Source organism: Tabrizicola sp., from assembly GCF_051645465.1.
Lineage (GTDB): Bacteria > Pseudomonadota > Alphaproteobacteria > Rhodobacterales > Rhodobacteraceae > Tabrizicola.
On the sequence record NZ_JBOFBI010000314.1, the window covers coordinates 1 to 26,553 of the forward strand.

Annotated in this window: 23 protein-coding genes and 1 pseudogene; 10 read left to right on the top strand and 14 right to left on the bottom strand. The window is 64.3% G+C overall.

What is annotated here, in order from left to right; all coding sequences use genetic code 11:
* The coding region (locus ACRCSW_RS20155; RefSeq protein ID WP_438707440.1) for a hypothetical protein at positions 1-276 on the bottom strand (276 nt) is incomplete at its 3' end.
* Between ACRCSW_RS20155 and ACRCSW_RS20160 the strand changes: the two genes are divergently transcribed.
* Together ACRCSW_RS20160 and ACRCSW_RS20165 are read left to right on the top strand one after the other, a co-directional pair.
* A complete protein-coding gene (locus ACRCSW_RS20160) occupies positions 275-1,324 on the top strand; it encodes a LacI family DNA-binding transcriptional regulator (RefSeq protein ID WP_438707441.1) in 1,050 nt (349 codons plus the stop codon). The two genes, ACRCSW_RS20155 and ACRCSW_RS20160, sit on opposite strands and share 2 nt — an antisense overlap.
* An 86-nt stretch (positions 1,325-1,410) precedes the next feature.
* The gene (locus tag ACRCSW_RS20165) at positions 1,411-2,409 is read left to right on the top strand and encodes a LacI family DNA-binding transcriptional regulator (RefSeq protein WP_438707442.1); all 999 of its coding nucleotides are present in this window, start codon (positions 1,411-1,413) and stop codon (positions 2,407-2,409) included.
* Between the two features lie 9 nt (positions 2,410-2,418).
* Here the strand turns inward: ACRCSW_RS20165 and ACRCSW_RS20170 are convergent, their stop codons facing one another.
* The 3 genes from ACRCSW_RS20170 to ACRCSW_RS20180 are packed head-to-tail and all read right to left on the bottom strand — an operon-like array spanning position 2,419 to position 5,581.
* On the bottom strand, positions 2,419-3,576 hold the full coding sequence (locus ACRCSW_RS20170) for a Gfo/Idh/MocA family protein (protein WP_438707443.1): 1,158 nt from the start codon (positions 3,574-3,576) through the stop codon (positions 2,419-2,421).
* A 9-nt stretch (positions 3,577-3,585) separates the two neighbouring features.
* Entirely contained in the window at positions 3,586-4,470 is an 885-nt protein-coding gene (locus ACRCSW_RS20175; protein ID WP_438707444.1) for a sugar phosphate isomerase/epimerase family protein, read from the bottom strand.
* Between the two features lie 10 nt (positions 4,471-4,480).
* Positions 4,481-5,581 (bottom strand): Gfo/Idh/MocA family protein, encoded by a 1,101-nt coding sequence (locus tag ACRCSW_RS20180; protein ID WP_438707445.1) that lies wholly within the window; start codon positions 5,579-5,581, stop codon positions 4,481-4,483.
* A gap of 101 nt (positions 5,582-5,682) precedes the next feature.
* Here ACRCSW_RS20180 and iolD point away from each other — a divergent pair, with 101 nt between their 5' ends.
* The 4 genes from iolD to ACRCSW_RS20200 are packed head-to-tail and all read left to right on the top strand — an operon-like array spanning position 5,683 to position 10,231.
* Positions 5,683-7,572, top strand: coding sequence for a 3D-(3,5/4)-trihydroxycyclohexane-1,2-dione acylhydrolase (decyclizing) (gene iolD, locus ACRCSW_RS20185; protein WP_438707446.1), 1,890 nt, complete (start codon positions 5,683-5,685; stop codon positions 7,570-7,572).
* Positions 7,572-8,537 (top strand): 5-dehydro-2-deoxygluconokinase, encoded by a 966-nt coding sequence (gene iolC / locus ACRCSW_RS20190; RefSeq protein WP_438707447.1) that lies wholly within the window; start codon positions 7,572-7,574, stop codon positions 8,535-8,537. The genes iolD and iolC overlap by 1 nt, the downstream gene beginning before the upstream one ends.
* Positions 8,538-8,558: 21 nt before the next feature.
* On the top strand, positions 8,559-9,401 hold the full coding sequence (locus tag ACRCSW_RS20195) for a 5-deoxy-glucuronate isomerase (RefSeq protein ID WP_438707448.1): 843 nt from the start codon (positions 8,559-8,561) through the stop codon (positions 9,399-9,401).
* Positions 9,398-10,231 (top strand): class II fructose-bisphosphate aldolase, encoded by an 834-nt coding sequence (locus tag ACRCSW_RS20200; RefSeq protein WP_438707449.1) that lies wholly within the window; start codon positions 9,398-9,400, stop codon positions 10,229-10,231. The genes ACRCSW_RS20195 and ACRCSW_RS20200 overlap by 4 nt, the downstream gene beginning before the upstream one ends.
* Positions 10,232-10,519: 288 nt before the next feature.
* Here ACRCSW_RS20200 and ACRCSW_RS20205 read toward each other — a convergent pair whose 3' ends face one another.
* The 10 genes from ACRCSW_RS20205 to ACRCSW_RS20250 form a co-directional block, all read right to left on the bottom strand.
* A complete protein-coding gene (locus ACRCSW_RS20205; RefSeq protein ID WP_438707450.1) occupies positions 10,520-11,914 on the bottom strand; it encodes an aspartate aminotransferase family protein in 1,395 nt (464 codons plus the stop codon).
* A 244-nt stretch (positions 11,915-12,158) separates the two neighbouring features.
* A complete protein-coding gene (locus ACRCSW_RS20210) occupies positions 12,159-12,815 on the bottom strand; it encodes a GntR family transcriptional regulator (protein ID WP_438707451.1) in 657 nt (218 codons plus the stop codon).
* Between the two features lie 58 nt (positions 12,816-12,873).
* Positions 12,874-14,445 (bottom strand): glycoside hydrolase family 43 protein, encoded by a 1,572-nt coding sequence (locus ACRCSW_RS20215; RefSeq protein ID WP_438707452.1) that lies wholly within the window; start codon positions 14,443-14,445, stop codon positions 12,874-12,876.
* Between the two features lie 93 nt (positions 14,446-14,538).
* Positions 14,539-15,669, bottom strand: a complete 1,131-nt coding sequence (locus tag ACRCSW_RS20220; RefSeq protein ID WP_438707453.1) for a Gfo/Idh/MocA family protein — start codon at positions 15,667-15,669, stop codon at positions 14,539-14,541.
* A gap of 12 nt (positions 15,670-15,681) precedes the next feature.
* Positions 15,682-16,431 (bottom strand): sugar phosphate isomerase/epimerase family protein, encoded by a 750-nt coding sequence (locus ACRCSW_RS20225; RefSeq protein ID WP_438707454.1) that lies wholly within the window; start codon positions 16,429-16,431, stop codon positions 15,682-15,684.
* A gap of 14 nt (positions 16,432-16,445) precedes the next feature.
* Positions 16,446-18,842, bottom strand: coding sequence for a beta-mannosidase (locus tag ACRCSW_RS20230; RefSeq protein WP_438707455.1), 2,397 nt, complete (start codon positions 18,840-18,842; stop codon positions 16,446-16,448).
* Between the two features lie 3 nt (positions 18,843-18,845).
* Positions 18,846-19,925, bottom strand: coding sequence for an ABC transporter ATP-binding protein (locus ACRCSW_RS20235; RefSeq protein WP_438707456.1), 1,080 nt, complete (start codon positions 19,923-19,925; stop codon positions 18,846-18,848).
* Between the two features lie 4 nt (positions 19,926-19,929).
* A complete protein-coding gene (locus ACRCSW_RS20240) occupies positions 19,930-20,826 on the bottom strand; it encodes a carbohydrate ABC transporter permease (RefSeq protein WP_438707457.1) in 897 nt (298 codons plus the stop codon).
* Entirely contained in the window at positions 20,819-21,715 is an 897-nt protein-coding gene (locus ACRCSW_RS20245; protein WP_438707458.1) for a carbohydrate ABC transporter permease, read from the bottom strand. The genes ACRCSW_RS20240 and ACRCSW_RS20245 overlap by 8 nt, the downstream gene beginning before the upstream one ends.
* A gap of 78 nt (positions 21,716-21,793) precedes the next feature.
* Positions 21,794-23,005, bottom strand: a complete 1,212-nt coding sequence (locus ACRCSW_RS20250; RefSeq protein ID WP_438707462.1) for an ABC transporter substrate-binding protein — start codon at positions 23,003-23,005, stop codon at positions 21,794-21,796.
* Between the two features lie 330 nt (positions 23,006-23,335).
* Here ACRCSW_RS20250 and ACRCSW_RS20255 point away from each other — a divergent pair, with 330 nt between their 5' ends.
* From ACRCSW_RS20255 to ACRCSW_RS20270, 4 genes and pseudogenes are all read left to right on the top strand, one after another.
* On the top strand, positions 23,336-24,382 hold the full coding sequence (locus tag ACRCSW_RS20255) for a LacI family DNA-binding transcriptional regulator (protein ID WP_438707459.1): 1,047 nt from the start codon (positions 23,336-23,338) through the stop codon (positions 24,380-24,382).
* An 11-nt stretch (positions 24,383-24,393) separates the two neighbouring features.
* A complete protein-coding gene (locus ACRCSW_RS20260; RefSeq protein ID WP_438707460.1) occupies positions 24,394-25,449 on the top strand; it encodes a sugar phosphate isomerase/epimerase family protein in 1,056 nt (351 codons plus the stop codon).
* 1 nt (position 25,450) lies between these two features.
* Positions 25,451-26,287: a sugar phosphate isomerase/epimerase family protein gene (locus ACRCSW_RS20265; protein ID WP_438707461.1), complete on the top strand. Its 837-nt coding sequence runs from the start codon at positions 25,451-25,453 to the stop codon at positions 26,285-26,287.
* A 12-nt stretch (positions 26,288-26,299) separates the two neighbouring features.
* Positions 26,300-26,553: pseudogene (locus ACRCSW_RS20270) on the top strand (gfo/Idh/MocA family oxidoreductase); the annotation flags it as partial.

Genomic DNA, 26,553 nt, shown 5'->3' on the forward strand with positions numbered 1-26,553 from the left:
CCGGTTGCCAAAGTGGCGGCAAAAGCCACGCCCGCCATCAACGCGCCGAATGCTCTTCTTTTCATTGCCGTCCTCCCATGAAAGACCCCTCGAAGGGCCGAATTCAGCATGCTCTATCGATTGCGCATAGAAATTTTGAAGCAACGAAGCGTTGCCGAGCGTCTCTTTAGGGTGGTCTCTCCTCCCAGGAGCGATCATTTGCACAATCGATATTGCGCATTGAGCAGCCAAGCGCCTAGACTCGTCAAGAAGATTCTTTGCCGCACTGACCCACATGCCCCGCACTACCCGCAAGGCCACCATCTACGACATCGCCCGGCTCTCCGGCGCCTCACCCTCAACTGTGTCGGCGGCCCTTGGGGAAAGCTGGCGCAAGCGGCGGATTGCGGAAAGCACGGTCGAAGCCATCCGCCAGATCGCGGCCGATCAGGGCTATTCGGCCAACATGCAGGCGCGCGGTTTGCGGAAGGCCCGCTCGGGTCTCGTGGGCATGGTCATCCCCCTTCACGACAACCGCTTCTTCTCCTCGATGTCGCAAAGCTTCGAGGCCTTCGCGCGCGAACGCGGCCTCGTGCCGGTGATCGCCTCCTCGATGCGCGAGCCGGAAGAAGAGCGGCGGATCGTCGAGACGCTGATCTCCTACGCCGTGGACTATCTCTTCATCGCCGGGGCGACCGACCCCGATGCTGTCACCACCATGTGCCGCTCCGCCAATCTCCGCCACATCTTCGTTGACCTTCCGGGGCGAGGTGCGCCTTCCGTCGTCTCGGATAATGCCAAAGGCGCGGCCGACCTTACCCGCCGCCTTCTGGCCGACCACCCGATGACCGGCACCACCCCGCGCGACCGCATCTACCTGATCGGCGGCGATGCCACCGACTACGCCTCGGCACAGCGGATCGCGGGTTTCCGCGCCGTCCTGACCGAAAGCGGCCTAAAGCCACACCCGGACCAGGTCATCGCCTGCGGCTATGCGCCCCGAAGTGCCATGCGCGAGATCGCGGCGCTCTGCGACCGGCTGGGCGGCCTGCCGGCGGGCATATTCGTGAACTCGCTTACTGTTCTGGAGGGCGTCTTGAACCACCTCTCCGGCCTTCCGCTTGAGGACCTGCGCGCCTCGGTCATCGGCTGCTACGACTACGACCCCTTCGCCGCCTATCTGCAGTTCCCGGTCCATATGGTCCGTCAGGACGCCCACGGTCTGATCCGCGAAGCCTATAGAATGATTGATGAAAACTCGCTCGATCTGGTGCTGAAGATGGTCGAGCCGGAACTGATCGCGCCGCGCACGTTCTACGACAGCCCGTTCTCGGACCGGGGCTAAACGCCCGCGGAATCACCTTGGGTGACAATTGCAACGGGTTCACGTAGCGTTGCCGTCGAAGTACGGTTGACCGCGAGAAAGGCCGAATGGCAGTCACACTGAAGGACGTGGCAGAGCGGGCAGGCGTGTCGAGGGCAGCGGTCTCGCGGACATTCACCGAAGGGGCCTCGGTTTCACCGAAGACGCGCGCGAAGGTCGAAGAGGCGGCGACCGCGCTTGGCTACAGCCCCAACATGCTGGCCCGCAGCCTGACGACGCGGCGGACGCAGCTGGTGGGCCTCGTCTCGAACAACTTCCATAACCCTGTGTTTCTGCAGATATTTGACCTCTTCACCCGCGTCATTCAGGAACGCGGGCTAAGGCCACTGCTCGTCAACCTGTCGGACGAAACCGATCCCGCCCGGTCGGTCAGGCTTTTGCGGCAGTATTCGGTCGACGGGGTCATCGTGGCCTCGTCCCACGTGCCCAACGGCTTTGCCCGCGCCTTCCGCGAGGCGGGTCTCCCGGTCGTGCATGCCTTCGGTCGCGCCACCCCAAGACCCGAGGTCAACGTGGTCGCCATCGACAACGTCGGTGCCGGTGCGATGGCCGCCAAGGCATTGATTTCACGTGGTTACAGGCAGCTTGGCTTCATCGGTGGGCCAGAGACGGCATCGACCACGCAGGACCGGCTGCTGGGCTTCCGGCAGGCCGCCGAGGACGCCGGGGCGCATGTCACCGCCAGTTTCGCCGGCGCGTACAGCTTTGACGCCGGACGTGCCGAGATGGGGCGGCTTCTCCGCGGCCAAAGGGCCCAGGCCTATTTCTGCGCCGACGATGTCCTGTCGATCGGTGCGCTCTCTGCGGTGGAAGAGGCCGGGCTGAAGGTCCCGCAAGACCTTGGGATAATTGGACTAAACGACATGGAAATGGCGGGTTGGGCCAGCATCGGCCTGACCACGATCCACCAGCCCTTCGAGGCGATTGTCCGGGCCTCGATCGACCTGATCGCAGAAAGCTTCGACGACCCCGGCCGGTCACCCGAGACGCACCTTTTCCCCTGCCACGTGGTCGAGCGACGGACCCTTCGGCCCCCTCCCCGGTAAACAGCTGCCCTAACGGAAGAGCTTCGGCCTTGCATCGACCCAGGCGCCCTGCCCTTTGGCCGAGGCGACAGCAGCATGGATCGCGGCGATGGACCGAAGGCCGTCGTCGGCGATGGGGAACAAAGTGACCGCAGGGTCGGGCGCACGGCCCTCGGCCCTGGCCAGCAGGCTTTCGGCCAGATCGCGGTAGATGTTGCCGAAAGCCAGCGGCATCCCTTCAGCGTGGCCAACAGTCACCCGGCTCGCGCGGTCGGCCTCCGGCGACAGGTTCCCTTCGCCGCGTTCGATCACCTGCAGGCGCTGGCCAAGGGGCATGTAGTAAAGCTGGTTCGGCTGCTCTTGCGCCCAGCGAAGGCCCCCCGTTTCGCCAAAAACCTGGATCGTCAGCCCGTGCTGCCGCCCGATCGCCACCGACGAGGTCCAAAGCCGCCCCACAGCACCGCCATCCATGCGGAAGTTGACCATCGCGTCGTCTTCCAGAACGCGGCCCGGCAGACATGAGACGAAATCTGAGGAAAGCCTCTCAACCTCTTGCCCAGTAACGAAACTTGCCATGTGCAGCGCATGAATTCCGCAATCCGCGAACTGCGCCGAAACACCAGCCTGAGCCGGATCATAGCGCCAACGGACGCGGGGGTTGTCTGCGTCGGCCGCATTGGCGTGATGGCCATGGGCAAACTCCGCCACCACCAACCGGACCTTCCCGATATCGCCGCGCGCGACCATCGCCCGCATGTGGCGGACCAGCGCGTAACCCGTGTAGCCATAGTTCACCGCGCAGATGCGCCCCGCCTTGCGCGCGGTCAGGACCAGGTCTTCCGCCTCGGCCTCCGTCACGGTCATCGGCTTTTCGCAAAGCACATTGATCCCGGCCTCAAGGAAGGCCTTCGAGATTTCGTAGTGCGTCGAATTCGGCGTCGCCACCGTCACCAGGTCGATCCGGTCGGCGCGGTCCCGTTCCCCCGCCAGCATCTCCTTCCAGTCGCCATAGGCGCGGTCAGCCGCAACACCAAGTTCCTGCGCGAACGCGCGGCCCGCAGCAGGATCGGCATCCAGCGCCCCCGCGGCGAAGGTGAAGTACCCGTCAAGGCCAGCGGCGATCCGGTGGGCCGGGCCGATCTGGCTGCCCTTGCCGCCCCCGATCATGCCCCAGTTCAGTCGTTTCATGGCGATCCCTCAGAAACCGATGGAGGAAAGGTAAGAGCGGTTTGCGCGCGCGTCGTCAATCGGCGACGTGGGCCCCGCGGGGTCGCAATCCTGCTCGACCGTGCACCAGCCGTCGAAGCCCGCATCCAGCAGGATCTGGCGGACCGCCGGGAAATCGACATCGCCCTTGCCGAGGTTGCAGAAGATCCCTTGCGCGCAGGCATCGTAGAAGCCCGTCCGGTTTGCCACGGCGCTCGCTTTAACTTTCGGGTCGATATCCTTGAAATGCATGTAGGAAATCCGCCCGATATGCCGCCGCATGAAGGCCACCGGATCGAAGCCCGCATAGGAATGGTGGCCGGTGTCGAAGCAGATCTTCAGCAACGACTCGTCGATTTCGGACAAAAGCCGCTCCAGCTCCGGCTCAAAGTCGATGAACCCCGCGGCATGGGCGTGGATGCCCACGGTCAGCCCGTGGTCGGCACCCAGCTGACACACCTTGCGGAAGCGGTCGACGAAACCCGCCCATTCGGCAGGCCCCATCTGTTCCGCCTCATCCGCCCGCCCGGCGGTCGGTGCACGGCGGGGCGAGATGGAATCGATCAGCACCAGATGCTTCGCACCATGCGAGGTCAGCGCCTTGCAGGTGCGCACGCTGGCATCCCAGACCTCATCCCACTTCGCCGGATCGTGGAACGGACGGAAAACCACCCCGCCAATCAGCGTCAGCCCGTTCTCGGCCAGCGCATCGGCCAGGATCGCCGGATCCTCGGGCATGAAGCCGATGGGACCAAGCTCGATCCCTTTGTACCCCGCCGCCGCGCAGTCCGACAGGACCCTGCGCCAGGGGGGATTGCGCGGGTCGTCCGCGAACTCGACACCCCAGGAACAGGGCGCGTTGCCGATCTGGATCATGGTCTTCCTCTCACAAATCCACCCAGGCGCCCGAGGCCGCCGAGGCCCAGGCTGCCGCGATGATGCGGTTCACTTCCATCCCGTCGCGGAACGTCGGCCAGCGCGACTTGCCTTCGGCGATGGCCTGAAGGAAATCCTTCGCCTCGATGATGATCTGGTCCTGATAGCCGGTGCCGTGGCCCGGGCCCTGGCAGAAGGGCAGATAGTCGGGATGTTCGGGCCCCGTCAGGATCTTCCGGAACCCGCGCAGGGCGGGCGGATCGTCGGCCTTGTAGACCCAAAGCGCGTTCTGGTCTTCCTGGTCGAACCGGATCGCGCCCTTTGTGCCCGTGATTTCATAGGCATAACCCATCTTGCGGCCCTGCGACACGCGACTGAACGACAGATGCCCCATCGCTCCGTTTGCAAAGCGGCACATGAACTGGCCGATGTCATCGTTGACCGCGCGGCCCTCGGTCCCCGGACGTTTCCCATGCACTGTCACGATGTCGGCGCTCAGCCGCGCGATTGGCCCGACAAGCGCAAGTGCGGCATTGATCATATGGGGTGCAAGGTCGCCCATCGTACCGTTCGCGGCCCCGAAGTTGCGCCAGGTGGCCGGGCGGCTGCCGTTAGCGTCGAAGTCCTCGGTGTGTTCGCCCCGGAACCAGGTGATCTCGCCGATCTCGCCCGCCTGCAGAAGCGCGCGGGCGAACTGCGAGGCTGGGGTGCGGATATAGTTGAACCCCACCATGTTGACCGCACCCGAGGCTTCGGCGGCGGCGACCATGGCATGGCTGTCGTCGACCGTAGCACCCAGGGGCTTTTCGCAAAGAACCGGTTTGCGAAGCGCAAAGGCCGCCTCGGCAATCGCCCGGTGAGTCTCCTGTGGTGAGGCGATGACCACCGCCTCAACCTTCGGGTCGGCCACCAACTCACGCCAGTCGGCGGTTGCGCGGCGAAAACCGTAAGCGCGGCGGTAGCGCTCGGCCGAGGTGGCGGTCTGCGCGCAGATCATTTCCAGGCGCGGTCGAAGCTCGGTGTTGAAGACCGCACCCACCGCGGCCATCGCCACCGAATGCGCCTTTCCCATGTATCCGCCGCCGATCACGCCTATTCCGATCTCGCGCATGCCGCCCTCTGGAAAGATTTGCAACCGGTTGCAAAGTGGGTATCCTGAGTCGCAAGATATCGTCAACGGCAATTCGATTGCCATGGGCTTTGGGGGTGACGATGCAGGCGGGCAGGACAGACGAGGCCGCGCCGGGGATGCGGCGCATGACGGTGGCGCAGGCGATTGTCACCTGGCTCGCGAACCAGTTCATCGAGATCGACGGCAAGCCGCAGCGGATCTGCGCCGGGGGTTTCGGCATCTTCGGCCATGGCAATGCCCCGTCGCTGGGCGAGGCGCTTTATGAGGCGCGGGACGCCCTGCCCCTCTATCGCGGCCAGAACGAACAAAGCATGGGCTTTGCCGCAGCGGCCTATACCAAAGCGCACCTCCGCCGTCGCTTCATGTTCTGCACTGCTTCGGCGGGGCCGGGGACGGCGAACCTCCTCACCGCCGCCGCGCTGGCCCATGCCAACCGCCTGCCGATGCTGATGCTTTGCGGCGATAACTTCCTGACCCGCCTGCCCGATCCCGTCCTCCAGCAACTGGAGCATTTCGGCAACCCGACCCTCGGCGTGACCGACGCCTTCAAGGCCGTCACCCGCTTCTGGGACCGGATCACCCACCCCGCACAGATCCTGAACAGCCTTCCCGCCGCCCTGAACACGATGCTCGACCCCGCCGACTGTGGCCCCGCCTTCATCGCCCTGCCGCAAGACCTGCAGGGCTGGGCCCATGACTACCCCGAGGCCTTCTTCACCCCCCGCACCCACCGCATCCGCCGCGCAGCACCTGATCCCGCGGATATCGCCGAGGCAGCGGCCCTTCTGACCGGCGCCAAGCGACCGATCATCATCGCCGGGGGCGGCGTGCAGTATTCCCAAGCCGTAGCCGAGCTGACCGCCTTCGCCGACGCGCACCAGATCCCAGTCGTCGAGACCATCGCCGGCCGCGCCAACCTCGTCTGGGACCATCCGCTCAACATCGGCCCCATAGGCGTCACGGGCTCGGACAGCGCCAACGCTATTGCCGGGAAAGCCGACGTCATCCTCGCCGTCGGCACAAGGCTGCAGGACTTCACCACCGGCTCCTGGTCTGCCTTCGCGCCCGACGCCCGGATCATCGGCCTGAACGTGGGGCGGCACGACGCCGCAAAGCACCTGTCGCTACCGCTCGTCTCCGACGCCCGCACCGGCCTTCTGGACCTGGCCCCCGCCCTCAAAGGCTACACCGCACCCACCGACTGGCTGGCCCTGGCCAAGGCCGAACGTAAAACCTGGAACACCTACGTCGCCCGCAACACCGGCCCCCGCAACGGTCTGCCGACCTACGCCCAAGCCATTGGAGCGGTCAACGCGCGCTGCACGCCCCAAGACCGCGTCGTCACTGCCGCCGGGGGCCTCCCCGCCGAAGTAACCGCCAACTGGCGGACGCTGGGCATCGGCACAGTGGATGTCGAGTTCGGCTTCTCCTGCATGGGCTACGAGATCGCCGGCGGCTGGGGCGCGAAGATCGCCCAGGCCGAGACCAACCCCAAGGCCGAGACCATAGTCTTCGTCGGCGACGGATCCTACCTCCTCATGAACTCCGACATCTACTCGTCCGTCCTCACCGGCCACAAGCTCATCGTCATCGTGCTCGACAACGGCGGCTTTGCCGTCATCAACAAGCTCCAGAAGAACACCGGCAACGCAAGCTTCAACACCCTCTTCGCCGACTGCCCGACCATCCCCGAACCCTTCGCCGTCGATTTCGCCGCCCACGCCCGCGCCATGGGAGCCTTGACCGAAGACGTTGAAAACCTTGAGGACTTCGGCGCCGCTTTCGACCGCGCCAAAGCGGCGGACCGGACTACGGTCATCGTCATGCGCGTCGATCCCCATGATGGCTGGACCGACCAGGGCCACACCTGGTGGGAAGTGGGCCTGGCCCAGGTCAGCCCCCGCGCAAGCATCAAGGACGCCCGCACCCAGCAGGAACTGGCGCGCACCCGGCAACGGCAGGGCGTCTGATGGAAAGCTTCTGGCAGCGCCTCAGGCTCAATCGTTTTATCGTTCTGGGCCGGGTCGGCATGGACCTTTACGCCGACCCGCCCGGCACCAAGATCGAAGACGCCACAAGGTACATCTCAGCCATCGGCGGCTCGGCCGGGAACATCGCGGTGGCGCTGGCACGGCAGGGGTCGCAGGCGGCGCTCCTCACCCGGGTCTCGGCAGATGCCGTCGGGCGCTACTGCGTAGCCGAGCTTGACCGCTACGGCGTAGACACGCGTCTGATCCGGGCCTCGGGTGGCGAAACGCGGACCTCGCTGGCCGTCGTCGAAACCCGTCCGACCGATGCCCAGACCGTGCTTTACCGGAACGGTGCCGCCGATTTTGCCCTGACCGAATCCGACGTGGCCGCCATCGATTTCCACGAAACCGGAGCGCTGATCGTGACCGGAACCGCGCTGGCCCGCGAACCCTCACGCGGGGCGACGCAACTGGCGATCCGCCAGGCGCGTCAGGCGGGGGCCGTCGTGGTCCTCGACCTCGACTACCGCGCCTATTCCTGGGCGTCGCGCGAAGAAGCCGCGCGCATCTGTCTGGAGGCCGCCGAAGCCGCACATGTCGTGGTCGGCAACGATGACGAGTTCGGGCTTCTTGCAGGCAGCCACGACCGGGGGGCGGGTCTCGCACAGGACCTCGCCCAGCACGGGGCGCTCTTCACCGTCTACAAGCGGGGTCAGCTCGGCTCGGTCAGCTTCCTGCCCGACCGCGAGTTTCAGACCGGCATCTTCCGGGTCGATGCGCTGAAACCGATGGGCGCGGGCGACGGCTTCATGGGCGGTCTGATGGCGGGTCTGGCGCAGGGCCATGACCTTGAAACCTCGGTCCAACGGGGGGCCGCGACCGCCGCCATCATCGTCGCAGGGATCGGCTGCGCCCCCGCCTCACCCGATACCGCCACGCTTGACGACTTCATCCAGCGTCCCTGACGCGCCGCCGAAAGGACCGCTATGCACATCGCCCCCTATGACAACCGGAACAAGGCGATCATCGGCACGGACGATGCGCTGGTGCCGCTCTGCTACTTCAACATCGTCAAGCTGAAGCGCGGCGAAAGCTTCGTCTCCACCGTCCCCGGCTATGAAACCGGAATCGTTCCGGCGACCGGGACCGTCGACATCGCGGTCATGGGCGAAACCTTCAAAGGCATCGGCCTCCGCCGCAAGAACGTCTGGGATGGCGAACCCGAGGGCGCCTATATCCCGACCGGCGCGCCCGCAACGATCACCTGTGTCAGCGATCAGGCCGAGGTCTTCATCGCAGGCGCCCGGTTCGACGAGGTGCTGAAACCCTTCGCGGTGCGCGCCGCCGACATCGACCCGATCCAGTACGGCTCGGACGACACCAAGACCCACCGCAAGATCAAGCACATCCTCGGGACCAAGTACCACGACCGGGTCGGTCGCCTTCTGGTGTCCGAGCTTTACACCGTCGGCGCGGGCGGCTGGTCGGGGTTCCCAAGCCACAAGCACGACACCACGCGCCTGCCGCTCGAGACCCGCCACGACGAGGTCTACAACTTCCGCTTCAACCCGCCCCATGGCTCGGGCCTGCAGATGTTGCAGCGCGAGGATGGGGTGGCGGGCGACGCCTACCATGTGGTCGATGGCTCGACCATCGCGCTAGACAAGGGTTACCACCCCTGCTGCGTGCTGCCGGGCTACGAGATGTACTATTTCACCATCCTCGCCGGTGAGACGCAGCGGTCGCTGGTCCAATACTTCCAGCCGAGCCACGCCTACCAGATCGAAACCATTCCGGGGATCAAGGACATGATCGCCAAGTTCAAATGACCCTTGCGACGCTCAGGGACGTGCTGACGCCGTGCCTGACAGACGGCACTGCCGTTGCGGGGCTTGTCGTGCTGGGGTGGGAAGATGCCGTGGCTTATGTCCGGGCGGCCGAAGCCGCCGGACAGCCGGTCATCCTGCAGGCCGGGCCCGGCTGCCGCGCCCACACGCCCCTGCCCGTGCTCGGCGCCATGTTCCGAACCCTGGCCGAGGGTGCTGCAGTGCCGGTCGTGGCCCATCTCGACCACGGCGAAAGCCTTGAGGTCTGCCGCCAGGCCATCGACTGCGGCTTCACCTCCGTCATGTACGACGGCTCAGCCCTGCCCTTGGCCCAGAACATTGCCCTGACCGCCGAAATCGCTGCGGTCGCCCATGCCGCTGGCGTGTCGATCGAGGCCGAGCTTGGCTACGTCGGCTACCACGGCGGCGCGGCCTCGCACGGCACCGATCCTGCCGAAGTCGCAGGCTTCGCCACCGAGACCGGCATCGACGCGCTTGCCGTCTCCGTCGGCAACAGCCACCTGATGACCACCCCCGGCGCCGAAGTCGACATGCCGCGCCTCGCAGCAATCCAGCTCGCTGCACCAACGCTTCCGCTGGTCCTGCACGGCGGCTCGGGCCTTTCCCCCGCGCTCCGGCGCCAGCTCGCGCGGGACACGACGGTCTGCAAGTTCAACATCGGGACCGAGCTGCGCATGGCCTTCGGGGCCGCGCTGCGTCAGACGCTGGCCGAGAACCCCCAGCGTTTCGACCGCATCCAGATCCTGCGCGAGACGATCGCGCCCGTCACGGAAGCCGCCCGCACTGTGATCGCCAACCTCGCCGGACGTTAGAGCGGGATGCAGACTGGCAGAATCAGATATCGCACTTCTGTCCGCGCCGGATCGCTCGTCGATGACTTCGTCACTCCTCGCTGTGTTTCTCCGACGAGGAGACGAAGTCGAACGAGGAGGACTTCCAGGCGTGGCGCTGCCGCTGCAGGTTCCGCCAAGACTCATCCCGCTCTAAGCACAACGGCGCGCCGGACCCTCCCGTCCGACGCGCCAATCCTTAACGCTTTCTGAAGAGCCCCGCGCAACCCATTGATTTATCTTTCGGCTCCAGACTGCGCACCGTGCCCATCAGGCCTCGACCCAAAGCCCCTCGTCCTTGACGACCTTGTAGGCCTCGTCCAGCGACTTCCGGGCGCGCTCGATCAGCACGTCGATCTCGCCCGTCGTGATCGTCAAAGACGGCGCGATGATCATCCGATCCCCCACAGCCCGCATGATCAGGTCATTCGCAAAACACCGCTCGCGGGTCTTGTAGCCGACAGTCCCGGCCTCAGACGCAAACTTCGCCCGCTTCTCCTTGTTCGGGGTCAGCGCAATCGAGCCCATCAGGCCCACCAGCTTCGCTTCACCCACCATCGGATGATCGGCCAAGGCATCCCAACGCTCCTTCAGATAAGGATGCGCCACATCGCGGACATGCTCGACGATCTTCTCGTCCTGCATGATCCGCAAGTTCTCCAGCGCCACCGCGCAGGCGACCGGATGGCCCGAGTAGGTATAACCGTGGAAGAACTCCCCCGCCCCGCCAACCACATTCGCGACCTCGTCGCAGACGATCGACCCGCCGATCGGCGCATAGCCCGAGGACAGCCCCTTCGCGATGGTCATGATGTGCGGCTTGATCCCGAAGACTTCGGAGCCGAACCACTTGCCCGTCCGCCCGAAACCGGTGATCACCTCGTCAGCGATCAGCAAGATGCCATACTTGTCACAGATCCGCTGGATTTCCGGCCAGTAGGTCTTCGGCGGCACAATCACGCCCCCCGCCCCCTGGATCGGTTCCCCAATGAAGGCCGCCACATTGTCCGGCCCGATCTCAAGGATCTTCCCCTCCAGCGCCCTTGCCCGGGCGAGGCCGAAGTCGTCCTCGCTCATATCCCCGCCCTCGCCCCACCAGTAGGGCTGGTCGATATGCTCGATCCCGTCGATCATGCCGCCATGCGCGTGGATCGGCTTCATCCCACCCAACGAGCCCCCGCCCATGGTCGACCCATGATACCCGTTCCACCGCGCGATGATCGTCTTCCGCCAGGGCTTGCCCATCACATCCCAGTAGCGCCGCACCAAACGGATGTTGGTGTCATTGGCTTCCGACCCAGAGCCCGCAAAGAACACATGGTTCAGATCGCCCGGCGCAAGCTTCGCGATCTCGGCAGCCAGAGCAATGGCGGGCACATGAGTTGTCTGGAAGAACGTGTTGTAATAGCACAGCTCTTCCATCTGCCGCGCCGCAACCTGGGCCAGTTCCTTGCGGCCATAGCCGATGTTCACACACCAAAGGCCCGCCATCCCGTCGATGATCTTGTGACCCTCGCTGTCGGTCAGCCAGACCCCCTCGCCCCGCGTAATGACCCGCGCGCCCTTGGCCGCCAGCCCCGCCTTGTCGGTGAACGGATGGAAGTGATGCGCCGCGTCCAGACGCTGCAGCTCGGCGGTCGGCATATGGTTGGTGATCATGTTCATCGGGTGTCCCTTCCGGAATCGGCAGGGCTCGCACCCCGGCTTTCCAAAAGGATATGATCAAACGCAGCCGCGTTCAAGAAATTTGATCAAATTATTGCAGACAGCTGCCCACCCCCCCCGTGCCCATTCATCTTTGCCCAAATATCCCCGCCGGAGGCCCTCCCGAGCCGGCCCGCGCGTTCTTCACGCGCAGAGGCGAGACAAAAGGTCTTCGCGCGTCAGCGCTCAATTTGAAAACCGCTGTTCAGGGCGCGTCGGTCAGGGCCTGGCGCACATGGTCCACGCCCTGCTGGATGTCCCGCTCGATGGCCGCCGCAAGCGCCCTTGCATCCCGCGCCCGCATTGCCGCCAGCGCTTCGCGGTGGAGATCGGGCGCTACCTCGCGCCCGTAGCGGTCGATCACCGCCCGCAAGGACGGCCCGGCGCGGAGCCACAGCGAGCGCGCAAGGTCCAGAAGCACCGGCGCATCCGCCGCTTCATAAAGCGCGAAGTGGAACGCGTGGTTCGCCGCAAGATAGTCCGGCAGCTTCCCGGCATCGATTGCACGGTTCACCGCCCCGTCGATCGCCTCCAGCCGGTCGATCTGCGTCGCCGTCAGCCTCGACGCGGCAAGCTCGGCAAGCCTCGGCTCGATCGCCAGCCGCGCAAAGGCCACCTGGTCCAGCATCTCGGCCGAAAGCTGCGGCACCGCCACCCGACGGTTCCCCTGCGGCAGCAAAGCCCCCTCGGCGGTCAGCCGCCGGATCGCCTCGCGGACCGGCGTCATGCCCGCATCCAGATCGGCGATCAACCCCTGAATCGTCACCGGCGCACCGGGCGCAAGATGGCCATAAAGGATCATGTCGCGCAGGCGCGCGTAGGTGACCTCATGGCTGGGTATCTTCCGGTTATCGGCGTCCATCGGGGCTCCCTTCGGGTTGCCCCTTTATGACGCCATCCGCCCGGCAATCAAGATGTGATCAAATCTTCGGCGCGTAGCGGAAGCGGGTGACGTCCGCCGTCCAGGCCTGGCCCGTCAGATCATACGCCACCACCCCAACGAAGGCCCCCGTGAACGAGGCATGTTCTCCCCGCCCGCCTTCATCCGACACAATCGACGCGTCAAGCTCGGGCCCAATCTCCTCCCCGTTCACCAGGAAGCGCTGGACAGCACAATCCACCGTCACACCCAGCATCACCTTGCCCTCGGCCACCGGGAACCCGCCATGGAAGGTCAGCGCCTCACCCGGCCAGTCGCCGAGGCACGAGACCAGGCTCACCACCCGCGCGCCGTTCTCCTGGGTGATCAAAGCGGCGTGGAACTTGTGGCGGTTGTAATAGGTGATAAGGCCCGCCGCGCGCTGCCAGTTGGGCGGATCGGCCAGCACATCCGCCTCGGCCGCATAGGCCGGTTCGTCCTGGCGCCGCGCGACAAGGGCCTGCTCGAACCACGAGCCAGGGCTTTCCCGCCCGATCAGCCGCAGGGCACTCCCTGTCAGAGTGAAAAGCCGTTCGGGGTAGGGCGTGCGCAGCCACTGAAACTCGGGCGGCAGGGTCGTCCCGGTGAAATGATGCTCGAACGGCGCCGGATCAACGCGGGCTGAAGGCAGGTTGACGGTCGTGGGCGGCAGAAGCCCGCCATCCTTCAGCCACAACCAGTCGTCACGCCAGACGACCTCGGCCAGCCCCGTCTCACGGCCCGTGGCGCAGAACACACCGTGCGGGCCCTGCTGCGGACGACCGCAAAGGTAGCTGTGCCAATGGCGGCCATCATGCCCCTCGACATATTGCCCATGACCCATGCGCTGGATCGGGTTCTCCGGATTGAACCGCGCGGTGATCAGGTGCTTTTGCGGATGGGTCTCATAAGGCCCGCGAATGTCACGCGACCGGGCCATGGTCACCGCATGGTCATAGCCCGTGCCGCCTTCGGCAGTCGTCAGGTAGTACCAGTCCCCCCGGCGGAAGAGATGCGGCGCTTCGGTCAGGCCAAGATCGGTGCCGGTGTAGATCGTCGTGACCTCCCCCAGAAGACCCCTCTCGGGGTGCCATTCCTGCAGCTCGATCCCGTCGAACGCGTCATGCGCCGGGTTCAGGCCCGTCCCCTTGCCGCGATGGTTCCAGCGCATATTTACGAACCATTTGCGCCCGTCGCGGTCATGGAAGAGCGACGGGTCGAAGCCCGAGGAATTCACGTAAGTCGGGTCAGACCAGTCGCCGTCCACCGTCGCACAGGTGACGATGTAGTTGTGCGCGTCCTTGAAGGCGCCGTCCAGCCGCTTGACGTCCGTATAGACCAGCCAGAACCTGCCATCCGCGTACGAAAGGCACGGCGCCCAGATGCCGCCACTGTCGGGGTTGCCGCGCATGTCCAACTGGGCCGCCCGGCACAAGGGCCGCGAGACCAGCCGCCAGTTCACCAGATCGCGGCTCTGATGGATTTGCACCCCGGGATACCACTCGAACGTCGAGGTCGCGATGTAATAGTCCTCACCGACCCGGCAGAAGCTCGGATCAGGATTGAAGCCGCGGATCACAGGATTTTCGAGCATCGTCAGACCCTTGAAAGAGATGCGGGCAGAGCGGCCCCTCAACCGCTCCGCCCGCAGGGCCCGCCTGACAGGGAGGTGCCAGGCAAGGCCATTCTAGACCAAAAGCGCCTGAGCATCGGCGGGCGACAGCGCCGCAGGCCGAGTACAGACGGTGGAGAGCGTCACGAACTGACCCGTCTCACCTGATCTAAGGCAAGCGGTCATGACGTCCACACCATGAAGCGCGCGGTCGAGCGAACAGCGCGCATCGCGCCCGCCCTGAAGGGCCGCAACCATGTCGGCCAACCCCGCCGTCCGGTAGTTCGCGAGGTCCCGCCCGTTGTGGTTCTGGTTCACCTTGCCAAACGGGTGATCCCAGGGCGCCAGCACGTCCAGCACACCATCGCGGCCTGCCACCTCGACCTGACCGCCAAAGAAGTTCGGATCGGGGACGTAAAGCGTACCTTCCGTCCCATAAAGCTCGAAATGGTTCCGCTTGTGGTGCCACACATCCCATGAGGTCGAAAGGTTGACCGTCGCGCCCGAGTGGAACTCCAGCAGCGCATGGATGTTGGTGGGCGTCTTGACCGGCACCTTCTCGCCAAGCCGGGGCCCGTTGGCGATGGTGCGCTCCGCCTCGGCGGACGAGGTCAGCGCCCCCACCCGGCGCACCGGGCCCAGAAGGTTGATCAGGTTCGCGACATAGTAAGGCCCAAGGTCGAGCATCGGCCCCGCCCCCGGCAGGAAGAAGAAATCCGGGTTCGGGTGCCAATGCTCCATCCCGTGGTTCAGAACCGCCGCACAGCCCGCAGTGATCGTGCCGATCCGGCCTTCGTCCAGCACCGCCCGCGCCTGCTGATGCGACCCGCCCAGGAACGTGTCCGGCGCACAGCCGACCGCGAGCCCCTTGGATTTCGCCAGATCACGCAGGGTGACCCCTTCCTCCAGCGTCAGCACCAGCGGCTTTTCCGAATAGGCATGCTTCCCCGCCTCCAGAATGCGCTTCGTCACACCGTAATGTGCGTCCGGAATGGTCAGGTTGATGACCACATCCACTTGCCCGTTAGCCAGCAGGTCGTCCACCGACTGCGCCTTCACGCCGAATTCCTCGGCCCGCGCCTTCGCGGCCTCCATGTTGACGTCCGCCACAGCGCGCACCTCCAGCCCCTTGAAAAGCGGCGCCAGCCGCAGGTAGCTGGTCGAGATGTTCCCGCACCCGATAATGCCCAAACCCAGATTTGCCATTTTTCCCTGTCCTCAGAAAGCTTTGACTGCCGCGATCGAGCGTGTCGCGAACCGCTCATGATCCTTCGGGTTGTCGTGTTCCATGATGAAATGGCGCACACCGATCTTCCGCAGCGCCGCCACGATCCCCTTCCAGTCGACCGTGCCATGGCCCACATCGGCCCAGCCGTCCTCATCCGCGTTCTGGCCTGCAGGGGCGATGTCCTTCACATGGGCGGCGGTGATCCGGTCCTTGTAGCGCTCGATCCAGGCCAGGGGATCGGCCCCGCCACGGATCACCCAGGCCACGTCCATTTCCCATTCGAGACCCGTCCCGCCCTCGAAGATCCGGTCCTGCGGGATCGACCCGTCCGCCAGTGCCACAAACTCGAAGTCATGATTGTGCCAGCCAAAACCGTAGCCCGCAGCCTTGTAGGGCGCACCGGCAGCCTGAAGCCGCGCGCCGAATGCCTTCCAGCCCGCCGCGTCGGTAGGTCGGTCGTCGGGCATGACATAAGGGCAGTAAATCCGCTCCATCTTCAGCGCGCGGGCAATGCCCAGCACCTTCTCTACCTCGCCTTCCAGCATCTGCAGACCGAAATGCCCGGTCGGCATGGTCAGGCCGGTGGCGGCGAGCCCCGCCTTGGTCGTCTCGACCGCCGCATCATCGGCATAAAGCGCGCCGTAGCCTTCGACCGCCGTGTATCCAGCCTTGGCCAGCATCTGGAACGTCGCATCCATCGGCGGGAAGTTGCGGGAGGAGTAGAGCTGATAGCTGAACATCGGATGGCCTTTCGTCAGGCGCCATAAGTGGCGGAGTGGAGGTCCCGGAAGGTGAACTGCGGCACCGACGAGGGATCGTTGGGGGTGAAGGTGATGGTCGCCGGATGCCCGGGGAACAGCGTCACCGCATTGGCCGAGAAGCGTCCCGGAACTTCAGACTCGATGGCAACAAAGGGGGCGAGTGCCTTGACTTTCAAAGTCAATTTCCAGATCGCTCCGTCTTTCGCGACCTCATGGCTCAGACCCGCATGCTGCAGGTCGTATGCCTTCCACGGCTTCGGCGCATGGACATCGCCGCCCTCTGCATCGCCCGTCCAGGTGAAGACCAGCACCTCGCCCGGCCCCAAAGCATCGGGCGCGAGCGTCAGGACCGGCACCGCCGCATCGGTCGGCACTGCCACTTCTGCCTGCCCAAGCTCCCGGGTGCTCCCGTCCATCGCCGCGGCCCGCACAGTCACGCTGATCCGCGCGGCCTGCGGGCTATCGTTAAGCGCCTTAAGCGTGATCGTGCCATCCTTCGGGATCGCCACCACCGTCACCGGCGCATAGAACTCCTTCGCCATGTGGTGAAGAAGCTTCCAGTTCCCGCCATGGTCCAGGCTCGACCAGCTACACACCGGCCAGGTGTCGTTAAGCTGCCAGTAAAGCGTCCCCATGCAATGCGGCTTCAGGCTCCGCCAATGCGTCACCGCCGTCTTGATCGCCAACCCCTGCTGGACCTGGCTGAGATAGACAAAGCTCTCGAAATCCACCGGAAAGCGGAAATACCGGAACATCGTCTCCGCAATCCGCGCATTCCCGCCCGCGTTCTTCTGGTGGCTCTCCATCACCGGGCTGGCGATGTTCCAGTCCTTCGGGTCAGCAAACCGCCGGATCACCGACATCGACGGATAGGACTGAAACCCGAACTCCGAACAGAACCGGGGCGAGACATCCCGATAGTGGTCGAAGTCCCGCCCCTCGTGCCAGACCGACCAGAAATGCATGTCGCCCGACGAGTCATCATGCCACGCATCGCCAAACGACATCGGGCCGGGGGATGGAGAGGACGGCCACCAGTTGGCGCTCGGATCACCTTGTTTCGCCTGCATCTCAATGGCGCGGTTCAGTCGGTCATAGTTCACCAGATATCGATCCCGATCCTTGCGCGACTCCGGAAACCAGGTCAGCGCGCCGATCAGTTCATTGTCCCCACACCAGAGCGCGATGCAGGGATGGTGGTGAAGCCGACGAACTTGTTCAAGAACCTCGATCCTTACCGACGAGATGAAGTCAACGGTCGAGGGGTAAAGGTTGCAGGCAAACATGAAGTCCTGCCAGACCATGAGGCCCAGCTCGTCGCAGAGGTCATAGAACCAGTCCGGCTCGTACCGGCCCCCGCCCCAGACGCGGATCATGTTCATGTTGGCGTCGACCGCCGACTTCAGGAGATCGCGGGTGGCCTCGGGCGTGATGTTCGACGCAAGCGCGTCAGCAGGAATCCAGTTCGCCCCTTTGGCAAAGACATCGCGGCCATTGACGCGGAACTTGAAGCCGGTGCCAACGGAATCTTTTTCGGTGATCAGTTCCAGTTCGCGAAGGCCGATGCGGCGCGACAAAGACGCTTCTCCGCTCGTCAACGTCAGATCGTGGAATTTCTGGTCGCCAAGTCCCACAGGCCACCAAAGCTCCGGGTCCTCTATTGTGACGCTTAGGCTCACTTTGCCGTGCCTAGCTTTTTTTGTTTCAGAAACCCCGGCGCAGGTCAGCGTAACATCGCCGTTAAAGTCACCGCCTCCGAACAGCCATACGGTCACGTGAACATCGACTTGCCCCGGAGCGTGAACTTGCTGGATGACCGGACTACGAAAATGGAGCCCGCCGTCCGGCTCCAACCGAATGCTCCCATAAACCCCGAACGGGGCCAGCGCGATGTTCCAGTCCCAGCCGAAATCGCAGGCTGGCTTCCGAAGCATGTTGCCGTTGGGGATCGGGCAATTCTGCGCAGCATAGGGAATGTAGAAGGGCATCCCGGCCTGCCGCTCTGCCGCAACCCGGACCGGTGAGGCGAAACGGATGCTGATCTCGTTTTCACCTACGCGCAGCGTTTTCATCGGAGACAGATAGACCCTGTGCTCGTGAAACATCGAGTCCGCCTGCAGCACGGACACGCCATTCACAAAGACCTCGGCCACCGTGTCGAGCATATCGATGACCAACGTCAGATCGGTCCGGTCCACCGTGAACGTACGCGTCGCCACCCAATCCCGCTCACAGACCCAGCGGCAGTCGTATTCGTTCCGGCCCCAGTACGGATCGGGAATCACCCCCGCCTTCACCAGCGCGGTGATCCCGTCTCCGGGCAGGTCGAAAGGCACAACATGGGCGCCGCTTTCATCCGAAAGCGTCCAGACACCCGCCAGATCGAGCATGTGTCAGATCCTCTGTTCCGTCTTCGCGTCAAAGAGCGAGGCTTTCGCCAGATCAAGCACCAGATGCACCTTGGTTCCCGCCGGTAGCCGCCCCTCCACCGGAATGCGGACGCACATCTCCTTGCCCTCGGCGATCAGCCACAACAGACTGTCCGCCCCAAGATGCTCGTCGATCTCCACCTCCGCCGGGATCGAGCGGCCCGGCACCGCTTCCTTGCTGATCAAAATATGCTCCGGCCGCACCCCCAGGATCGCCTGATCCCGCTCCAGCACCGCCCCGCCGTCGTAGCCTGCAAGGTCGATCCGCGTGCTTCCGAACTGGAACGCCTTGCCGCCCTCGATGGTCTTGCCGGACAGCATGTTCATTGCCGGGCTGCCGATGAAGCCCGCGACGAACAGGTTCGACGGCTTGTTGTAGATCGTCTGCGGGTCTGCCAGCTGCTGGATCACGCCCCCCTTCATCACCGCGATCCGGTCTGCCAAAGTCAGCGCTTCGATCTGGTCGTGCGTCACGTAGACCATCGTGTTCTTCAGCCGCTCATGCAGGCGCTTGATCTCGACCCGAAGCTCGCTGCGCAGCTTGGCGTCAAGGTTCGAGAGCGGCTCGTCGAAGAGGTACACATCCGCGTCCCGGACAAGCGCCCGCCCGATCGCCACGCGCTGCCGCTGCCCGCCCGAAAGCGCCCCGGGCTTCCGATTGAGCAGCGGTTCGATCTGCAGGATCTCCGCCGCCCGGGCCACGCGCTTTTCGATCTCTGCCGCCGGCATCCGTGCGTTCTTCAGGCCGAACGAAAGGTTCCCCCGCACCGTCATCTGCGGATAAAGCGCGTAGGACTGGAACACCATGCCGATCCCTCGCTCCGACGGCTCGGCCCAGGTCACGTTCTTGCCCTTGATCCAGACCTGCCCGTCGGTGATGTCCAGAAGACCCGCAAGACAGTTCAGCAGCGTCGACTTTCCGCAGCCCGACGGGCCCAGGAGGACGACAAACTCCCCCTCTGCCACGTCCAGGTTCATGTGTTTAAGCACCGAAACCGAGCCGAAGCTGAGTGTCAGGTCCTTGACTTCAATCGAGTTAGCCATGCGTTCAGCCTTTCACGGCACCGGCGGCGATACCGCGGACGAAAAGTTTGCCAGAGATGAAGTACACGATCAGCGGCACCAGCCCCGTCAGCAGCGTGGCGGCCATGTTGACGTTGTATTCCTTCACCCCCTGGACCGAGTTGACGATGTTGTTCAGCTGCACCGTCATCGGATAAAGCTCGGGCTTGGTGTAGACGACGCCGAACAGGAAGTCGTTCCAGATGCCCGTGACTTGCAGGATCAGCGCCACGACAAAGATCGGCAGCGACATCGGCAGCATGATCTGGAAGTAGATGCCCCAGAACCCCGCCCCGTCGACGCGCGCGGCCTTGAACAGCTCCTCCGGGACCGAACTGAAGTAGTTGCGGAAGAGAAGCGTCAGGATCGGCATCCCGAAGATCGTATGGACGATCACAAGGCCCCAGAGCGTGCCGTAAAGCCCCATCTCCCGCAGCATGATCACGATCGGGTACAGCATGATCTGATACGGAATGAAGGACCCGAAGATCAGGATGGTGAAGAACACCTCTGACCCCTTGAACTTCCAGTTGATCAGGGCGTAGCCGTTCACCGACGCGATCAGGATCGAGATGATCACCGAGGGCACTGTGATGAGCACCGAATTCCAGAAGCCCCGCGAAAGCCCGTCACAGTTCAGACCGGTGCAGGCGGTGGCCCAGGCCTTGACCCAGGGCTCGAACGTGATCTCGACCGGAGGGGCAAAGATGTTGCCCAGCCGTATCTCGGGCATGCCCTTGAGCGAGGTCATCACCATCACCCAGAGGGGCAGGATGTAGTACAGCGCGACCAGCCCAAGGATGCCGTAAAGCACGATGTTGCGGGTCGAAAGGCGCCGTCTGGGCTTTGCGCCCCGTGGGCCGGTCATTGCAAGCTCAGCCATGCTTCTTCCCCCCGAATTCCAGATAGGCCCACGGGATCAGCACGATCAGCACCGACAAGAGCATCATGGTCGAGGCGGCAAACCCCTGCCCCAGGTTCTGCGCCTGGAACATGTAGTCATAGACATACATCGCCGGGACCTGGCTTGCGTTGCCACCCGGTCCGCCAGAGGTCATGGCCACCACCAGATCGTACAGCTTGATGATCCCGGCCGCGACGATCACCAGCGTGGTGATGAAGACCGGCCGCATCATGGGAATGACGACCACAAGGTACGTCTTCCAGGTCGGGATTCCGTCGACCCGCGCGGCCTTCCAGATGTCTTCGTCAATCCCGCGCAGGCCCGCCAGCATCAGGCACATCACGAACCCGGTGCCTTGCCAGAGCCCGGCGATCAGAAGGCCGTAAAGCACCGTCTCCGGGCTGTGCAGGGGATCGAACGAAAAGCTCTCCCAGCCCCAGCTGCGCACGATGCCCTGCAGGCCGAAATCGGGGTTGAGGATCCACTGCCAGACGAGGCCCGTCACGATGAACGAGAGGGCAAAGGGGTAAAGCATGATGGTGCGGAACGTATCCTCGAAGCGGATTTTCTGGTCCATCAGCACAGCCAGCAGAAAGCCCATGCTGACAGTGAAGATCAGCGACATCACCCCGAAGAACGCCAGGTTCTCGATCGAGATCAGCCAGCGGCTGTTCGACCAGAGCCGCTCGTACTGGTCGAGCCCGACGAAGTTCGTCCTCGGCAGAAGCTTTGAATTTGTGAACGAGTAGACCACCGTCCAGATCGTACCCCCGACAAAGACGACGAGGGTGGTCAACACCATTGGGATCGCGGCGATCTTGGCATTCAGATTTTGCAGCAAGCGTACAGGTCGACCGCGCGTTGCCATGACTGGCATCCCCTCCGGTTCATGGAAGACAGATGCGCCGTCCGGACAATGCCGGACGGCGCATTCGCGTTCAGAACGTCAATTTGCCGAGGCGATTTCGACCCACTTCGCCTGCGCATCAGCAGCAGGCATGTCGGTCTTCCAGAACTCCACCATCAGATCTTCGAACTGCTTCTGGGTGTCCGGGGACCACACCATATCGCCAGCCGGAACGATGTTGCCGCCCGCAAGGATCGACAGACCCTTCTTCATGCAGTCGTTCGCAGCGGCCAGATCAATGTCACCCCGGATCGGCAGCGAGCCTTTCTTCAGGTTGAAAGCGACCTGCACTTCGGGGCTGACCAGAAGGGCGGCCAGACGCTTCTGCGCGGCTTCCTTTTCCGGGTCGTCCAGTTTCGGGAAGTAGAACGCATCGCCGCCGGTCGAGATGTATTCGTTCATCCCCATGCCCGGCAGGCAGGTATAGTCCTTGCCCGCAACTTCGTTCGCGACCTGGAATTCACCCTGCGCCCAGTCACCCATGATCTGGCCAGCGGCCATGTCGGTGATGACAAGGTTGGTGGCCTGGTTCCAGTCCTGCACGTTCGACCCGACCGCCAAGGCGCGCGCATCAGCGGCAGCCTGGAAGACAGCGGCCATTTCCGGGCCAGCAGCCACGGCCATGTCCTTGTCGATGTTGACCTTCTTCCAAAGGTCCAGACCGCCGACACCGATGGTCAGCGCACCAAACGCCAGGTTCGACTGCCAGGGCTGGTCACCCAGGGCCAGCGGCACCTTGCCCGCCTCGCGCACCTTGTCGGCCGAGGCGACGAACTCGGTCCAGGTCGTCGGAACCGGCAGACCCAGGTCCTCATAGACCTTGTTCGACAGCCACAGCCACTCCGGCGAGTGGATGTTCACCGGCGCGCAGTAGATCTTGCCATCGACGGTGCAGGCATCCAGCAGGCTCGGCGGGAATACGATTTCCTTCCAGTTGTTGGCCTCGGCCACATCCGTCAGGTCCAGCATCAGCCCGGCTTCGACCAGTTCCAGCGCCTGCTGGCCATGGTTGAACTGCGTGGCCCCCATCGGGTCACCGCCCGTGATGCGCGAGATCATGATCGGGCGCGCCGTACCGCCGCCGCCAGCGATCGCGCCGTCGACCCATTTGTCGCCCGAAGCGTCGAAAGCCTTGGCCAGTTCGGCCACCGCAGCCGCCTCGCCGCCCGAGGTCCACCAATGGGTGACCTCAAGCTCGGTTGCCATCGCTGGCATGGCAACCGATGCACAAAGCACCGCCGTCAGTTTCATCAGTTTCATCCGTTCCTCCCAGTTTCTGAAACGTTATAGCTAAAGCCTATAACGTTATAGATTTGCCGATCAACCAATCTTTTCGCTTGTCGTGGCCGCCCCTGCAAGTTTTCATGGCGGGATGATCCGGGCCAGTCGGGGCCGGGAATCCTTGCTGAAACGGACCAATGCCGCAGTGCCGAAACAGCGCCAAATCCCTTGCCGGCCGCGAAGTTCGCGGCGGTCGGGCCGCGCTCGTCTCTGCAGCTGCAAAATCCGGCGGGAAACCCGAATCACGTCGGCAGATTCGTGGCGGCCTGGCCTGTCGTTCGCATAAAGACAGAGGGACCAATGGCCGCGCTCTCTGATCCGCCTACCCCTGATTCGGACGCAGGGCGCCCCACGCTGAAGACGATAGCCGCCGCGACCGGCCTTGCCGTCGCCACTGTCAGCCGCGCGCTGAAGGACGCTCCCGACATCGGCGAGGACACCAAGCGCCGCGTCCGCGAAACCGCCAGCCAGCTCGGCTACCGCCCCAACCGCGCCGGAGTACGCCTGCGCACCGGCAAGACCAATGTCATCGCACTGGTCCTGTCCACCGAAGCCGACGTGATGAACCACACCTCGCGCCTGATCTACTCCATCGCCAGCGCGCTCCGCGGCACCCCCTACCACATGGTGGTCATGCCGTTCTTCCCCGACCAAGACCCCATCGAGCCGATCCGCTACATCGTCGAAACCGAAAGCGCCGACGGCATCATCCTGAACCAGACCAAGCCCGACGATCCGCGCCTCCGCTACATGGCGGACCGCGGTTTTCCCTTCGCCGCGCATGGCCGCAGCCACATGGGCCTCGATCACGCCTATTTCGACTTCGACAACGACGCTTTCAGCCGCCTCGGCGTGCGGGCCCTGGCCCAGCGCCACCGCAAGCGTCTTTTGCTGATCGCCCCGCCGCGCTCGCACATGTACGCGCGCCACATGGTCACCGGCTTTTCCGACGAGGCTGCCCTCCAAGGCCTGCCGTTCGAGATCGCCGAGAAGGTCACCTCGGACAGTGGCGGCGACGCGATCGAAGACGCCATTTTCGCCCGCTTCACCGAAAAAGACCCACCCGACGGCATCCTTGTCGGCTCCACCACCGCAGCGATGTCGTCCATCTCCGGGGTCGAGCTTACGGGCCGCGTCCTCGGCCGCGATTTCGACGTTGTCGCGAAAGAGGCGATCCCCCTCTTGCGCCGCTTCCGTCGCGAAACCATCATCATCCGCGAAGACGTGGGCCGGGCGGGTGAGTTTCTGGCCCGCGCCCTGGTTGCCGAGATTGAAAAACGTGCCCCGGAAGCGAGGCAAGGCCTCGAGATTCCGGGCAAGGTCGACTGGGGCGGCGCGCCCCGTTAGGGAGGAACGACATGAAGACGATCAAGGGCCCCGCCCTCTTTCTGGCACAGTTCGCGGGTGACGCCGCCCCGTTCAATTCCTGGAAATCCATCACCGCCTGGGCCGCTGACTGCGGCTATGTCGGCGTGCAGATACCGTCATGGGACGGGCGCCTCTTCGATCTGGAAAAGGCCTCCAGTTCAAAGGCTTATTGCGATGAGTTGAAAGGGGTGGCCTCAGACGCAGGCCTTCAGGTGACCGAGCTTTCGACCCACCTGCAAGGCCAGCTCGTCGCCGTCCATCCGGCCTATGACGCCGCCTTTGACGGCTTCGCCGCCCCCGCCGTGCGCGGCAACCCCAAGGCCCGCGCCGACTGGGCCTTGGACCAGGTCAAGAAGGCCCTCACCGCTTCGAAAAACCTCGGCCTCACCGCCCACGCCACCTTCTCCGGCGCGCTCGCCTGGCCCTACCTCTACCCCTGGCCGCAACGCCCAGCTGGGCTCGTAGAGGAAGCCTTCGACGAGCTCGCCCGCCGCTGGACCCCCATCCTGAACCACGCCGAGGATTGCGGCGTCGACGTCTGCTACGAGATCCACCCCGGCGAAGACTTGCACGATGGCGTGACGTTCGAGATGTTCCTCGACCGGGTCAAAGGCCACAAGCGCGCGAACATGCTTTACGACCCCTCACACTACGTCCTGCAACACCTTGATTACCTTGACCATATCGACATCTACCACGACCGCATCAAGATGTTCCACGTCAAGGACGCCGAGCTGAACCCCACCGGCCGCCAGGGCGTCTACGGCGGCTTCCAGTCGTGGGTCAACCGCGCCGGCCGCTTCCGCTCACCGGGCGACGGCCAGGTCGATTTCGGCGGCATCTTCTCGAAACTCACCCAATACGGCTTCGACGGCTGGGCCGTGGTCGAATGGGAATGCTGCCTGAAACACCCCGAAGACGGCGCCCGCGAAGGTGCCGCCTTCGTCGACGCCCACATGATCCGCGTGACAGAGAAAGCCTTCGACGACTTCGCCGGAGCAGGCACCGACCGCGCCGCCAACCGCCGGATGCTGGGGCTGGATTGACATGAAGATCGGGTTCAACCTCCTCCTCTGGACGACCCATCTCGACAAGACGCTCCTGCCCACCCTCCGCGCCCTGAAAGCCGCAGGCTACGACGGGGTCGAAGTGCCGATCTTCGGCGGCGACCCCACCTACTACCGCGACCTGCGCTCCATGCTCGACGCCGAGGGCCTCATGTCCACCGTCGTTGCCATCGTGCAGGACGAAGCCCTCAACCCCCTGTCGGCGCAGAACGAATCCGCCGGGGTCGACTACCTCAAATGGCTGGTCGACTGCTCCGTGGCGTTAGGCGCCGAGGTTCTGGCGGGCCCCTTCTACCAGCCCCTTGGCGTCTTCTCCGGCCATCCGCTCAGCGACGAAGAATGGCAGCGCCTGGTCCGCACCCAGACCGCCATGGCCGACCATGCGGGCAACGCCCTGACCCTCGCCGTCGAACCCCTGAACCGCTTCGAATGCTACGCGCTCAACACCTGCGAGCGTGCCGCGAAACTGGTGCAGGCCGTGAACCGCCCGAACTACGGCTACCTCTTCGACACGTTCCACTCCAACATCGAGGAAAAGGACCCCATCGCCGCCCTCAAAGCCACGATGCCGCAGGTAGCCCACATCCACATCAGCGAGAACGACCGCGGCACCCCCGGTCGCGGCCACGCCCCGATCCTGCCCACCATCGCCACCGCCAAAGCCGCCGGTTACAACGGCTGGCTGACGGTCGAGGCGTTCGGCCACGCCCTCCCCGATATTGCTGCCGCCACAAGGGTTTGGCGGCCGCTCTTCACCTCAACCGAAGAAGTCTACACCGAAGCCATCGCCCTCATCCGCCAAGGCCTCGCCGCGTAAAAGGAGACCGCCATGCCCATCGACGCCGCCCACACCGCCCGCCCGCCCCGCCTCCGCCTCGGCATGGTCGGCGGCGGACGCGACGCATTCATCGGTGCCGTCCACCGCATAGCCGCGCGGATTGACGACCAATATGAACTGGTTGCAGGCTGTTTCTCCTCCAACCCCGAGAAATCCAAAGCCTCCGGCGCCGACCTCGGCCTCGACCCCGCGCGCTGCTACGAAAGCTTCGCCGAGATGGCCAGCCGCGAGGCGCGCAAGAAAGA

What these genes read in the sequence shown, in the direction of transcription:
- ACRCSW_RS20180 (WP_438707445.1), bottom strand. Translation starts at nt 5,581, where the DNA reads ATGCGCGAGATCGGAATAGGCGTGATCGGCGGCGGATACATGGGAAAG.
- ACRCSW_RS20255 (WP_438707459.1), top strand. Translation starts at nt 23,336, where the DNA reads ATGGCCGCGCTCTCTGATCCGCCTACCCCTGATTCGGACGCAGGGCGC.
- ACRCSW_RS20210 (WP_438707451.1), bottom strand. Translation starts at nt 12,815, where the DNA reads ATGGACGCCGATAACCGGAAGATACCCAGCCATGAGGTCACCTACGCG.
- ACRCSW_RS20165 (WP_438707442.1), top strand. Translation starts at nt 1,411, where the DNA reads ATGGCAGTCACACTGAAGGACGTGGCAGAGCGGGCAGGCGTGTCGAGG.
- ACRCSW_RS20225 (WP_438707454.1), bottom strand. Translation starts at nt 16,431, where the DNA reads ATGTTCAGCTATCAGCTCTACTCCTCCCGCAACTTCCCGCCGATGGAT.
- ACRCSW_RS20260 (WP_438707460.1), top strand. Translation starts at nt 24,394, where the DNA reads ATGAAGACGATCAAGGGCCCCGCCCTCTTTCTGGCACAGTTCGCGGGT.
- ACRCSW_RS20205 (WP_438707450.1), bottom strand. Translation starts at nt 11,914, where the DNA reads ATGAACATGATCACCAACCATATGCCGACCGCCGAGCTGCAGCGTCTG.
- ACRCSW_RS20220 (WP_438707453.1), bottom strand. Translation starts at nt 15,669, where the DNA reads ATGGCAAATCTGGGTTTGGGCATTATCGGGTGCGGGAACATCTCGACC.
- iolD (WP_438707446.1), top strand. Translation starts at nt 5,683, where the DNA reads ATGCAGGCGGGCAGGACAGACGAGGCCGCGCCGGGGATGCGGCGCATG.
- ACRCSW_RS20245 (WP_438707458.1), bottom strand. Translation starts at nt 21,715, where the DNA reads ATGGCAACGCGCGGTCGACCTGTACGCTTGCTGCAAAATCTGAATGCC.
- ACRCSW_RS20230 (WP_438707455.1), bottom strand. Translation starts at nt 18,842, where the DNA reads ATGCTCGATCTGGCGGGTGTCTGGACGCTTTCGGATGAAAGCGGCGCC.
- ACRCSW_RS20240 (WP_438707457.1), bottom strand. Translation starts at nt 20,826, where the DNA reads ATGGCTGAGCTTGCAATGACCGGCCCACGGGGCGCAAAGCCCAGACGG.
- ACRCSW_RS20170 (WP_438707443.1), bottom strand. Translation starts at nt 3,576, where the DNA reads ATGAAACGACTGAACTGGGGCATGATCGGGGGCGGCAAGGGCAGCCAG.
- ACRCSW_RS20175 (WP_438707444.1), bottom strand. Translation starts at nt 4,470, where the DNA reads ATGATCCAGATCGGCAACGCGCCCTGTTCCTGGGGTGTCGAGTTCGCG.
- ACRCSW_RS20200 (WP_438707449.1), top strand. Translation starts at nt 9,398, where the DNA reads ATGACCCTTGCGACGCTCAGGGACGTGCTGACGCCGTGCCTGACAGAC.
- ACRCSW_RS20265 (WP_438707461.1), top strand. Translation starts at nt 25,451, where the DNA reads ATGAAGATCGGGTTCAACCTCCTCCTCTGGACGACCCATCTCGACAAG.
- ACRCSW_RS20215 (WP_438707452.1), bottom strand. Translation starts at nt 14,445, where the DNA reads ATGCTCGAAAATCCTGTGATCCGCGGCTTCAATCCTGATCCGAGCTTC.
- iolC (WP_438707447.1), top strand. Translation starts at nt 7,572, where the DNA reads ATGGAAAGCTTCTGGCAGCGCCTCAGGCTCAATCGTTTTATCGTTCTG.
- ACRCSW_RS20235 (WP_438707456.1), bottom strand. Translation starts at nt 19,925, where the DNA reads ATGGCTAACTCGATTGAAGTCAAGGACCTGACACTCAGCTTCGGCTCG.
- ACRCSW_RS20195 (WP_438707448.1), top strand. Translation starts at nt 8,559, where the DNA reads ATGCACATCGCCCCCTATGACAACCGGAACAAGGCGATCATCGGCACG.
- ACRCSW_RS20250 (WP_438707462.1), bottom strand. Translation starts at nt 23,005, where the DNA reads ATGAAACTGACGGCGGTGCTTTGTGCATCGGTTGCCATGCCAGCGATG.
- ACRCSW_RS20160 (WP_438707441.1), top strand. Translation starts at nt 275, where the DNA reads ATGCCCCGCACTACCCGCAAGGCCACCATCTACGACATCGCCCGGCTC.